Here is a 12,568-nt window from a genome sequence, read left to right on the forward strand (position 1 = left end):
GTTATTCTCTTTGACTGTTCAGATAATTGGTGTGGTATTGTCTAAGTTTTTGATCCAGTTGATAGCCCGTACGATAACGTTCCCCAATCTGGAATCCGCGTGTGTAAGAGTATTCTGCACGAAATTGATCCGCTGTTCTTAGTCTTGCATTTTTTCCTTGCAAAATCTTTCCTGGTGGAATTGGGATGATGAAGTTAAATCCTGCGGTAGATCCATTATTCGTTTTCATGGCATAAACACCAATCTCTACGTTTGTAAATTGGCGGATCAAATCTACTCTCACACCACGATCTTTCCAAAGATATTGCCCTCCGGATAACTTCATCGTTACATCCGGTCGGTTGAGGCGATATGCAACATCTGCCTGTAAGAATAACTGTTCAAGAGGTCCTGTGTAAATACCATCTTTTGCATAATAATACTTACCTGTTAGTCCTGCTTCAAGTCCATACGACAAAGGAGAAGTCATGTCAGCGTGTCGGTATTGAACATTAACTCCATATTGATCATTGTAGAAATATCCAGCCGAGGCACTCACGAAATTTTTCCCAAATGCAAAAAACTGATTCAGGAAAACAGGAGCAGGGCGTATTATTTTTTCATGCCCATCTTTGTCATTGGTTATTGGAAACAGAATTCCGGCATTTAAAACCATGCCCTGCCACAAATAAAATTGGGTTTGCAAGAGTATGCTGGTGTTACTCTGAACAACCTGATCTCTATATCCGAAAATAGCAGAGAATTCCGGTTGTATCCAAAAATCAAATTTGTAGCGACTCGGGTGGGGAAGGAATTTGATACGTTGCTTTTCCCTTTCTTCCAGCGTAGGAACACTTGCAGTAATTTTAGGGCCAAGTTTATAATTAGCTATAATAACTCCCTGGAACATTGGGAGATATTCTGTAAACCGTTTGTTCGCAAGCGATTTGCGCATTTCCAATAATCCGTACAAAGGATTTCTATCAATACGTTGTTCATAATAAACTTTTCCATTGATGGAATCCAATGTTGTATTTTCGTAATTGAGCCATAACGATTTCCTTATTGCTTCACTCTGAGCTGTTTGCGCCATGGAAACAGAAGATATAAACGCAACAAGAATACCTGTAAATAGTATATTAATTTTCATTCGCTTGTTTTAGGCGCTTGGGAAGCGATTTAAGATTAAGTGCATAAGAGGTACCAAATGTAATCTGGTCGAAATTCATAACACCTGCCTGGATGGTCCACTTTTTAAAAAGAACGCCGTATGCTCCTATATTAAAATGCTGGGAATCCCACTCAAACATGATCCCACCTTTTTTCGCATAACGAAGATTAACGCCACCAATCGGACCCGATAGATATCGGTATTTTAAATCCTTCTTATTCTTTAAAGAAAGCCCTTCAAAAATATTATAGTTGGTTTTTTCAGATTCGTCACGTTTGAAGTAATAAGGACTTCCATAACCGCCTGTTACCTGAGCTGAAATGTTGTTGGTGAACTTAAACGTTTTCGTTGCGACAATTGCATTTGATGTAAAGGAGTTGTCTATACCAAAGGGCGCTGATACAAAAACAGCAAGGGAGGGCTGGTATTTTTTTTCTTTTAAAATAAGATATTTAAAATCAAGCTGTCTGTCTCCAATTCCTTTATCCGCATGTGCTATATTACCATTCATCCTCATTAAATTTAGATTGATGTCCAAACGCGAGAAAATGGTTAAATTAATATAATACGTGCTTTCGGAATGTTGGCCGTTTCTTCTAAAGCTATAATCAATAGGGTTATGTACATAGCCAAATATGAAAGATCCGTTTTTAGTTTCAACGGCGGTAGGAACGTAGATTAATCCTGGCTTTCCTGAAATATTCATTTGACCATAGGAGTAGCTACTTACACAAAAAAATACTAAAAAGGGCAATAACCTATTGCCCTTTTTAGTATTGAATATGTGAATGTAACCAACTAACCTATAAATAGATTTTGTTAGATTTCGATTCATAAACTGGTATCTGATTAGATAGAACCTTGGTTATGGCATGTTGCCAAAGCTTGCGTGTTAAGCGCATTAGCTTGTGTAAGAGCAGTGTTGTAAGCTGCATCTACCTTCGCCTGATTATTCGCTTTAGCTGTGGCCGCATTGGCAGTAGCAGCTGTTGTAACTGCTGCACAAGTTTTACCACCAGCTTTTTGCATTTGATTAATTGTGTCAAGCGCATCAATTAATGAAACGTTTGTCAATGCTACAATCAGGTCGTACTGAGCACCTAAAACAGCTTTTGCACCAGAAAGCGCAGCAAGAGCAGAAGATGCCTGTGCATTAGCCTGTGTTCTGAAATCATCGTATACTGCCGTTGAAGTAGGAGTGCTTTCACAAGCAGTCTGTGCTGGAGCGATAAGAGCAACAGCAGCAGTATACGCATCATTTACAGCTTTTGTCTGTGCAGCTTTTGAGTCATCCAATGCTTTTTTTACCGGATTGAAGATAGCAGCAGCTGCGGCCTGACACTCGTCAATAGCAGCAGCCGTTTTTTCAACTTTCTCAACAGCATCGGTAGTTCCGATACGAGTTCCCGTTAGTGCTACACCGGCAACAGCAGGAAAAGTGAATTTTGGAAAATATGCAGCCAACGCCGGATTTGCTTTTGCTTTGTCAAGAGCAACTTTCAAATCAGCCGGTACAGGTCCTCCTTTTGAGATCGCAGCCAAGGTTTCAGAAGATACTGAATTTAAAGCAGCAACATCAGATGCAGATAGTGCTGTTGATACCGCAGACGAAGCAGCAGTTACACTTGCAGGTACTGTTCCGGAAGCCGCAATACCTCCTAAAGCACCGTTCACTTCCGTAGCCTGCGCAGACGCTGCTACGCTTGCTGCTGTGATGGCGGGAACAACAGGTGCATCGATTGCTACTGTTGGCATTGTAATTGCCTTTAACTGATCCGTAATTTTAGTATCCGGAGCCGTAGGATCAGTATCATCCTTCTTACAGTTGAACAGAACTGCCGTCATCATCAGACTCAGTACTGCTAATTTGATTGTACGTTTTTTCATTTGCGAGTAAAATTGATTTGTGGAATTAATAGTTTACATTATTTATTTACATAAATACAAAAGTTCAAAACACTCAGAGGTAGTTGCAGTTCTTCTTTGCTGGTTTACTAAATATGAGTCAGATCACTGTCCTCTGCCCAACACCATCACCTGCATGGTTTTAAAAATCAGGTTGATATCTTCGAGTACACTGTATGTTTTTAAGTATTGGAGGTCGTATTTCAATCTTTCAACATTTTTTGCAACCGTGTCCGCATAACCAACGTTGATCTGACCAATCGACGTAATACCAGGTTTCACCGTCAACAAGCGTTGAAAATCATGTGGTTCTGCTTCCATCAGCATATCCACATCGTACTTGTAGAGAGGGCGCGGACCAACCACAGACATATCACCCTTTAACACATTGAAGAATTGTGGCAATTCATCCAGTCTTGTTTTACGCATGATCCTGCCAATAGGTGTTATACGCGGGTCATTGTCACCCGTAGAATGCTGCCCCATTTTATCTGCATTCAGGCACATGCTGCGAAATTTGTAGATTTCAAACATTTCCCCCCATTGTCCGCAACGTTTTTGGCGATAGAATACGGGTCCCGGAGACGAAATTTTGACAGCAGCCATAACGGCCAGGAATACAGGCGCACCTAGGATCATCACAACACTTGAAAAGATCAGATCGAAAGTGCGTTTTAAAGTTTGTTCGTTGACGCTGGAAAATGGTTTTGTATTAACCTGAATGATCGGGTACATGTCATGATACTCAATCGTAGCCATGTTGGTCATGAATCCGCGAAAATCAGGAACGAGGCGGATTTGTGTTTTCTGGCGTTCTCCAAGTTTGATCACACCTTTAACCTGTTCATCGGACATTTCTGACAGACAGCAGTATACATAATCCAGCTTCTCAGTACTCATGAGTGCTTCCAGATTTGCCAGTTCGTCTCTGTGGTCGTTAAATTCATACATACCGCAGAAACGATAACCCAGTTCTTTACGCTCATTGTAAAACCCACGGATCAGTGAGGCCAGATCACCCTTGCCCACGATGGCATAGCGACTGAAATTATAACCTGCCTGACGGTACAATTTTAAAGATAAAACGGTTGCCGCACGAACTGTAATAGCCAGGACAACAAACATGCCATAGGTCATCACAAACTGTTGCCTTGAATAATCATCTCCTTTTTGTGTAAGATACAAAAAGGCCATAATCGCCGCGGCGTGAATCAGTGTGGCTTTAAAAAGATTACCGATCTGGTTATTGAAATTGTAGGAAAGTCTGGTAAAAAAATATGTTTTTAAAGAGTAGATAACAAATATCCAAAGCAAATTTGATACCAGCAATAAGTTAACATACTGATTTTCAAACAGGTTTGACAGATTTCCAAAACGTACTGAATAAGCAAAGAGAAAGGCCCCATTAAGCAGGACGAGATCTGTCCATAGATGGGCCTTGGGGAGGAGCCCGGGATAGCGATTTTTCATGATTTTAAAAATAACGTTGAGTATGTTGTTAGTACTACTTTGTAATGATCTTGAAAGACTACTACGTATTTATATTCTTCTTTATTTTAGCCGATCATACTTAAAACTATATTTCAAAAATCGTATTTATCATCAACAATGTGTAGTAATTATTTCACACTAGGTGTAGTTGGATAGTTTTAACAAGTTTACGACAAATCTTTGGTAAATCCCAATACCATTCAATAAAAAATAATGTATTAGATTGAAAATCAATTCATTAAAGATTGGCTAAATGGAAAAATAACCAATGATTCTTGATTACTTACTATAAATTTTCTATAATTTTTGTAGTATTATTTTATGAAATCTATATGATCTGTCTTTAACTTCAATATCTTTTTAGAAGTAATAGTGGATGAACGGATATAAACAAGCATAAAACAATAATAATCATACTTCGTACAAGAATGCACTTCATTAGTTCATTGAAGTTGTAAATTGCTGAGGTAAATTCGCAAACATGCTAGGTCAGCGTACATTATCGTTTGGTATTTGGAACCCGTAGAAATGGATTTAATGAATTATACTATCTAAGTACTTTTCAGGTAATAATTTACACTCCAAAAAGCAGTTGTCTTACTTTGGCAGAAAAAAGCAGAAATAAAAACTTAGTATTGGTAACTGCATATCGGCGAAATAGACGTTTAGGCTCTTGGGAAAGCCTGAATAACCACTCTAGGCTGGCTTTCTGAAACCATTCAGGTGCACGTTTCTGAAGTCCAACCATTACAGGAAGAGCACCGCCAATTCCAATCATTGGCATCATAACGCGACCTTTCATGCTGGCCATCCATTTTTCTTGTTTAGGGCACCCTAATGCAACAAAAAGGAGTCTCGCTCCGCTTTTGTTTATTTTTTCAGCGACATAATCTTCTTCAATTTTTGTTAGCGGGCGAAATGGAGGACTATGTAAACCTGCAATGACAGAACCGGGATAATTCGTATACATGAACTGTTCAGTTTTATCGAGCATTTCCTGGGTACCGCCATAAAAATAAACAGGAATTTTTTGTTTTTGCGTTTCAGTCAGTAAATCAGGTAGCAGATCCATGCCTGCAACACGGTCTTGTTTTATTCCGTGGAGGAGATTCATGCTCCAAACCAGAGGCATACCATCTGGAGTAGTAATCGCTGCTTTATTTACGATGGATGCAAATTCAGGATCGTTATGCGCTTCTACAAGCATGTGTACATTAGCTACACAGATATAGCAAGAATTAATTTCATTGATAAGACTAAGAATATTATCAATAAACATTTGGTAGCTTCCCGTGGTAATGTTGAGACTGATTATGAATTTCTTCATCTTAAAAAAACAATCTTTAATTTAAGAACGTTGAATATTAATGCGAATTTATAAAAGTGCAAATGGTATTCCTATGCCACTTGTATTTTTAATAACAAGTTGAATCACTTGGTAAGTGATAATAAAAATTTATATAAAAATTAAAAGAATTATGTCAAATTTTAATTGATTCGATTGGAATAATCACACCAGTTTTTTTAGGCTGTAATTTCTGTCTAAAACCCACTTCAACATATTTGTAGGTAAGTTTTGATACTTTAAATATAGTTAATAAATATATTGGTAATATAAATGTTAGTAAATAGGGGGAATCAATTCTAAATACTTTTAATATAATTTCAAATAGTATAGCTATTGCTGCATGAGTCATATAAATTGAATAGGACAGTTCCCCTAATTGCTTGAAGAAATTATTGGATAGCCAACTCGCGACTTTTCCTAGCTCAAACGCAAAACATATGATCGTAAATGAATATATCAATGGAAGAAGAAAATTATATGATTCTGGCAAATACATTGTTGCTAAAAGGCTTAATGACAATGTTAGAATTTCCAGTATGGTTGAATGCTTAACCATTCCCGAGCCATTGACGACAGAATAAAATTCATATGCAGCACATCCAATGAAAAATCCAAACATACACCTGAACATGCTGAAGTTACTGGTAATTTCTAGATTGTAACTTCCATTTGTCACTTTAATTAAATATAAAGAAATTATGGAAATAGCTACAAAAGCAATTATTCGATAACTGCGAGTTACTTTGTTGACGTAGACAATCGTTAAACAAAATACTATGTAAGCGACAATCTCTGCACTTATACTCCAGCTGGGATAATTCCAGGATATTGGAGTGATGTTAAAGGATTGTAGAAAAAATAGATTGACAATAAAAGAAGTGATATTATTTTTTTCAAAAACCGGACTTTTGAATATTCCCTGGCTGAATAATAGAAACTTTCCAATTTCCAATAATAAAAAAATAACCAGCATTAATATATGCAGAGGATAAAGCCTATAAAATCTATTTTTCATAAACTTAATTTGCGCAGAGCCGACAGACAAGTGAGCGTAATTGTGATAAATAATAAATCCACTTAATACAAAGAAAAAATCTACAAAATGCGATCCTTTCTGAATAATAAGAAGATTACTTATGGGGCCAGCAGCTTTGAAGTGACAAATTGCTACAATATAGGCGAATAAACCTCGAAATGAATCCAGGACTGTAAATCGTTTGTTCATTTTATATTTTGTTTTTTTAAGGTAAGCAAGTCTTTGTTTTTACCAGTTTTCTCAAAATAATTGATGCCCATAATTATCTTGGAAGAGTCAGTTTTATTAAATCTATAATCTTGATTTTTAATATTAAAGACCACATTACTATCTACTAGAAAGTCAGACGAGCCTTGATCAAAAAAGAAACCGTTGTTGAATGAGCCGATTGCTCGATTAGACCTGAAAACATCGCGTATAATATTTCTTTTGTAAACAGAACCGGTTTGTTTACCAAGAGTATAAATCCCGCCACCGTCTGCCAATACCGTCATCACTTTTGCTATTTGATTATCAGTAATTGAATTGTTAAAAGTGTAATTATCAACCTCAGAAAATGTCCATCCAACGCTTATTCCAGTATAAGGAAGATCAGTGATCGTATTTGATTCAATAATTGTATTATTAGCCTGCATCACGCCAATCCCCACCGCTGATGGAAAAACAACACCGCAGCTATAAATATTACAATTTATAATTTTGTTATACGAAGGGGAAATTTGTTCTGATAGGTTTCTTTTCTTTCCTCCAAGAAGATTAAATCCAACAATAACGCCTCCGCCACCGTTATCCCAAACATTACAGTTTTGTATTATGCAACTCTTTGAGAACTCACCAATTCTTATCGCATAATTTCCTAGATGGGAGAAGGAGCAGTTTATAAAGGAGCAATTAGATGCATTTTGCATTAGTATCGCTTCACCGCAATCTATGGCGGTTTGATTCGATGAAAAACCTTCATTGAATCTTATCCAAGAAAACTTTTGCAAATTTATTGCTTTATCAATTTTAGGAATGCCGTTTACACCCCAGGCTGACTTTGAATAAATGAAGTCTATATTTTCGAATTTGATATTGCTAACATATCTACGATTTGCACTATACCCTTTAATTGTAACCAATTTATCCAAAACCGGAATAGTAAATTTCAATTTATTAGGATTTTCATTTTTATTTACGAAATAAAAAACTTCACCACTACTGTAATCGAGTATCCATTCTCCTGGTGAGTCTAAAAAATCCTTGGAATTTTCGACTCGGTAAGGAACTTTATTGGAGTAAAATCCGACAGGGTATGTGGCAGGATTTCTAAAATATATATACTGATTTTCTTTATCTAATTTTCTAATACTGTGCCATGAAGCTTCCCAACTATTATAAACTATCACTTCAGCGGATGATAAATCCACCATCTGATCTAAAGAGTGGTTGTCATAAGAAAACCCGCAAAAAACTTCAATGGAATCTTTAATTAGTCGGCTCAAAGCATTAAAGTCGTTTCTTTTTATTAACGGAAACCCGGGAAGTGGCCCTTTACTGAATAAGGTGTCCGAGGAGGCTCTTTTTAATCTTGTACCCTCTATAAACAGACTTCGGAATTTATCTTTTTGAGAAGTAAATCCATCAATTTTCAACTTCCATATATTCTTATTTTTTGTCATTACCCAATTTCCTTTCAATTGTCTTCCGCCACTTATACTAACTTTCTCGCCTGAAAAAGCGATGTATTCCGTCTCGTAATTTGAATCAGAGCCATCTAAAGTGTTAAAAGTAAGTGGTTTGTTTAACTCATAAATACCTTCTCGCAAGATGATTCTAAAATTAGTATTTTTTAATAATCTGTCATGCCGAACTTGTTCCTGTGCTTTTAAGATACTATTAAAGGGATCTTTAATAGTTCCTGATGCCTTGTCAAGTCCACTTTTGGAAACGTAATATTCTACCACTTTTTGTGAGTAGAGGTTATGAGAAGCTAGCATACAAGAAATGTAGATAAGAAGATAATACTTCATTTTGATGCATTTAATGTTTAAAGAATGTCAAGGAAAAGTGTATTTTAAAAATGAAATCGAATTATACTTTATCTGTCCACTTTCAAAACCTTTACATAAACTTCCAAAAGTTTTTGCAGGTTTATTTCAGGTGTGTAATTTTCTAAAAATGTAGAATACGAATTGGAATAATATACATCCTGAGTAATTTGTGGTAAGAAATTCCAATAAGTTATTTTTTCAAGTAAGTCTTTTTCATTATTTACTTCAAAGTGCAACCCATTAAAATTAGGGGTAATCATCGTTGCCATCGCTCCAATGTTTGAAGCAATGACTGGAGTTCCCAAGGAAAAAGCTTCCAATATAGTCATTGGCATCCCTTCGTACCATATGGACGGAAAAACCAGTGCTGTGCATGATTGCATTTCGATCTGAATACTTTCACTGTCAAGAGCACCCAAATAAATTATATTTTTATTAGTCGAAGCTACTTCAAGCAAGTACTTTTGTAATGGCCCTTCTCCTGCAATTTTAATGATGAGATTAGTTTTAATAAATGTGTTTATAAGCATCTGCAAGCCTTTTTCTTCTGATAATCGCCCGACAAATAAAAAGTGTTTTTGTCTTTCTATGTCAAACTTTTCAGGAATTTTCACAAAGTTTGGTTTAATCGAAAACTTTTCTTCAGCAATGTTAAAGGAGGAATTATGAAAAAGATTTTTTGAAAATGCTGTAAGACATATATATTGATCCACCATAGACCAGGTTCCTATTTTTTTATGAAACCAAATTATAAAGCTTAACCAAAATGTTTGCAGACTAGAATTACGGTAAACTTTCAACCTTACTGCTTTCCATGGAAAAGAAACGTTTACACTATTTAAAAATAGCTTATTATTGTGCATTAATGTAGCTGAGGGACATAATAAACGATAATTATGTATTGTCAAAATCACCTTGATTCCTAAACTATTAGCAACTCGAATTACCAGCGGCCCCGTTGCAAAGTGCCAATTATGAATATGGATTATATCAGGTCTTAAAGAGAGTAATCGTTCCTTTAAATCTTTGGCCACTCTTAAATTCCATACACTTTTTAGAAAAAGTATTAGACCTTTTAAACCGGTACTATTTTGATAAGACTGCGAATTTACATTAGTGACCTTTTCCAGAAGAGACAGTTCTTGTTTAAAGACTGCGTCTTCACCACCTTTTTTCGAGTAGTAGGTATGAATTAGAAAGACTTTCAAAGTTACGTTGAGAATAAGATTTAATTAGTAATAGCAGTTCATATACTGACAATTGTAAGATGTTGAAAAGTTGCTGAAATGCCCTCCGCAATTTTTACTTCAAATAAAGTTATACGCACAACCTCAATTACATATTTATTCTTTCGACTAGCAAAGACATACAGTCTTTGTAATAAACATTCATTTTAGAAGGCCTAATACCATCCAAGTCTTCTGGTAGCTTGTGGTGTACTTTTTTAATTAGTTTCAACAAGGCTGATTTAAACTCGTTTTCATTGATGGTATCAACAATATACCCATTGGACTTGTCAATTAAAGAAGTTGCTCCGGCATATTTTGAGCATAATACATAACAACCGGAAAGTAATGCCTCGTTTACAACCGCTCCAAAAGGCTCATAAGTACTTGGCAGTATAAATATATCAGAACAGTTATACCATCCCATCAATTCTTCTCCTTCAAACCTTCCTACAAAATTTATTAAATCCTTATTCCTTAGCGACTCCTTTAATTTATACAATTCATCTCTTTCCGGGCCCTCACCAACAATAATCAGGGAAATATCATTGTTGGCAATTTGATCAAAACATTTCATAAGAGCAGATATGTTTTTGACTTTGGCTAGCCTGCCAACAAATAATAAATTTATTTTTCTTTCTAAGTTATATTCTTTTAGATATTTTTTTGAAAAATTCAAGCTTTTTCCCACACTTTCGCGATACTTCACTTCATCTCTAATTATAGGGAAAACAATCGGGGGATTTTTTAGATTAAACTTTGAGTTATACCAATTTGACACCTTCTCATTAACCAGGATAATTCCATCCAGACGGGGAGCTAGAAAGTCTCTGAACAATTTTCTTGCCCCGCCGCAGCTTTCTGCAATTTGTATACTATCATCGCAAATTGTGTATAGCTTAAACTTCTTGTTGAAAACTATACGATATAGTAGCGGCATCAATGTCGGTAATCCATATTCACCACCAATTACTATATCTGGTTTAAATTTTGAAATGTAGGGCCAGTAGCCAAAATTTAGGTCTCTATCTTTTATGACAATTTTTTTATCTAAAAAATAATAGTTAAAGTTGGCACCTGAGAAAAGTTTATTCTCATCAAAATTTTGATTTCTTACATTTCTTGACAAAAAAATGACAGTTAAATTAAATTTGAGCGCTAAATCATTAAAAAAATCAACTCTGTAAGGAGCTAATGCTGAATGAAAGATCAGTAAATTTCTCACACCTGATGTTTTTTATTTGCTATTGGTTAGACTTACTATACAAATCATCATGGTTATTAATAAATGCTTCAAGAGGAAAAACTGACGTTGCTCTCTCATGTGATTCATTCGCCATGGCAAGTCTTATATCTTCATGCTCTAAAAGAAAAATTATTTGTTGTGCCCATTCATTTGGATCATACGGATCCACTATTAAGCCCGTTTTGTCCTGTGAAACTAATTCCGGCAAAGCACCGGCATTAGAAACTATGGCTGGACTTTTCATGTACATTGCTTCCGTAACTGCAATTCCAAAGCCTTCGGTATCTGCCGGGTGAACGTAAATTTTACATTTGTTCAGATATTCAGTAATCTTTGTGGAATAACCTACTAGAATTACATTGTTTTTTAAATCTAATTCTTCAATTAAAGTCTCAATCTCTTTTCTGGAAGGACCATCACCAACAATATATAATTTCTGATCAGGGAATTTATCTACAACTTGTTCCATTGCCTTTACTAAAACCCCTAAATTTTTTCGTTGGCAAAGGCCTGAAACGGATACCAGATCAGTTCTATCTACCGGATTAGAAATGTTATCGGTCACCTGTATTCCGGCATTATAAATAATTGTAGAAGGTTTTTTTTCTAAGGATTTATAATCGTTAATGTATAACTTCTTGATATAATTTGATATAAATATCACATGATCAACAGGCTTCAAAACCTGATTTAAGACGAATGATCTTGCTTTACTTAATGGCTCGTCATAACCTACAATGGATCGAATCAGGGTTGCTTTGGGGTAGAATAATTTAACCAAAGGCGCAAATGTGTTTTCAAAATTGAAATAAAAGTGAATCACATCAATCTGGTTTTCTTTGGCAATTTTAATAATATCCATTGAGTATTGAATAAAATTCCGCCCATAAAAGCCCTCGAATACTTTTACTTTATCGGATGCAAACCACTTTTTATTTTCAGGATAATCCTTTATTATGTCTTTATCATATAAGGCAAAATATACATAGTGATCGTGAATAGACTCCTCAACTAATTTTTTAAGTTTAATTGTGGTACCACCTGTTTTGCCGCAAACTGAAATTACGCTTAATATCTTTGCCATAAAATCCTTTAAATAATCTAACGTTGTCTTGAATAAAATGCATTGAAAT

The 12,568-nt window shown here is 35.6% G+C and carries 10 protein-coding genes; all 10 read right to left on the minus strand.

Annotated features, from left to right (window positions below; all coding sequences use genetic code 11):
- Position 1: 1 nt before the first annotated feature.
- Positions 2–1,129, minus strand: a complete 1,128-nt coding sequence (locus tag FZF08_RS31925) for a YjbH domain-containing protein (RefSeq protein ID WP_229216726.1) — start codon at positions 1,127–1,129, stop codon at positions 2–4.
- Entirely contained in the window at positions 1,119–1,985 is an 867-nt protein-coding gene (locus tag FZF08_RS31930; protein WP_229216727.1) for a YjbH domain-containing protein, read from the minus strand. Before FZF08_RS31930 ends, FZF08_RS31925 begins: the two co-directional genes overlap by 11 nt.
- A gap of 14 nt (positions 1,986–1,999) precedes the next feature.
- A complete protein-coding gene (locus tag FZF08_RS27925; protein ID WP_159476882.1) occupies positions 2,000–3,037 on the minus strand; it encodes a hypothetical protein in 1,038 nt (345 codons plus the stop codon).
- A 123-nt stretch (positions 3,038–3,160) separates the two neighbouring features.
- Positions 3,161–4,525: a sugar transferase gene (locus FZF08_RS27930; protein WP_159476902.1), complete on the minus strand. Its 1,365-nt coding sequence runs from the start codon at positions 4,523–4,525 to the stop codon at positions 3,161–3,163.
- 595 nt (positions 4,526–5,120) lie between these two features.
- Complete coding sequence (locus FZF08_RS27935; protein WP_159476905.1) at positions 5,121–5,873, minus strand: WecB/TagA/CpsF family glycosyltransferase; 753 nt, start codon at positions 5,871–5,873, stop codon at positions 5,121–5,123.
- A gap of 154 nt (positions 5,874–6,027) precedes the next feature.
- On the minus strand, positions 6,028–7,119 hold the full coding sequence (locus FZF08_RS27940; protein ID WP_159476908.1) for an acyltransferase: 1,092 nt from the start codon (positions 7,117–7,119) through the stop codon (positions 6,028–6,030).
- Positions 7,116–8,909, minus strand: a complete 1,794-nt coding sequence (locus FZF08_RS27945; RefSeq protein WP_159476911.1) for a right-handed parallel beta-helix repeat-containing protein — start codon at positions 8,907–8,909, stop codon at positions 7,116–7,118. The genes FZF08_RS27940 and FZF08_RS27945 overlap by 4 nt, the downstream gene beginning before the upstream one ends.
- 101 nt (positions 8,910–9,010) lie before the next feature.
- On the minus strand, positions 9,011–10,171 hold the full coding sequence (locus FZF08_RS27950) for a glycosyltransferase family 4 protein (RefSeq protein ID WP_159476914.1): 1,161 nt from the start codon (positions 10,169–10,171) through the stop codon (positions 9,011–9,013).
- A 127-nt stretch (positions 10,172–10,298) separates the two neighbouring features.
- Complete coding sequence (locus tag FZF08_RS27955; RefSeq protein WP_159476916.1) at positions 10,299–11,414, minus strand: glycosyltransferase; 1,116 nt, start codon at positions 11,412–11,414, stop codon at positions 10,299–10,301.
- Between the two features lie 19 nt (positions 11,415–11,433).
- The gene (locus FZF08_RS27960; protein ID WP_159476919.1) at positions 11,434–12,519 is read right to left on the minus strand and encodes a glycosyltransferase family 4 protein; all 1,086 of its coding nucleotides are present in this window, start codon (positions 12,517–12,519) and stop codon (positions 11,434–11,436) included.
- Between the last annotated feature and the right edge of the window lie 49 nt (positions 12,520–12,568).

The sequence above is a fragment of the Dyadobacter sp. 3J3 genome (genome assembly GCF_009801115.1).
In the GTDB taxonomy this organism is placed as follows: domain Bacteria; phylum Bacteroidota; class Bacteroidia; order Cytophagales; family Spirosomataceae; genus Dyadobacter.

Excerpts from the sequence above, each read along its gene's own strand:
- FZF08_RS27935 (WP_159476905.1), bottom strand. The coding sequence starts at position 5,873 with ATGAAGAAATTCATAATCAGTCTCAACATTACCACGGGAAGCTACCAA.
- FZF08_RS27960 (WP_159476919.1), bottom strand. The coding sequence starts at position 12,519 with ATGGCAAAGATATTAAGCGTAATTTCAGTTTGCGGCAAAACAGGTGGT.
- FZF08_RS27940 (WP_159476908.1), bottom strand. The coding sequence starts at position 7,119 with ATGAACAAACGATTTACAGTCCTGGATTCATTTCGAGGTTTATTCGCC.
- FZF08_RS31930 (WP_229216727.1), bottom strand. The coding sequence starts at position 1,985 with ATGAATCGAAATCTAACAAAATCTATTTATAGGTTAGTTGGTTACATT.
- FZF08_RS27945 (WP_159476911.1), bottom strand. The coding sequence starts at position 8,909 with ATGCTAGCTTCTCATAACCTCTACTCACAAAAAGTGGTAGAATATTAC.
- FZF08_RS31925 (WP_229216726.1), bottom strand. The coding sequence starts at position 1,129 with ATGAAAATTAATATACTATTTACAGGTATTCTTGTTGCGTTTATATCT.
- FZF08_RS27930 (WP_159476902.1), bottom strand. The coding sequence starts at position 4,525 with ATGAAAAATCGCTATCCCGGGCTCCTCCCCAAGGCCCATCTATGGACA.
- FZF08_RS27925 (WP_159476882.1), bottom strand. The coding sequence starts at position 3,037 with ATGAAAAAACGTACAATCAAATTAGCAGTACTGAGTCTGATGATGACG.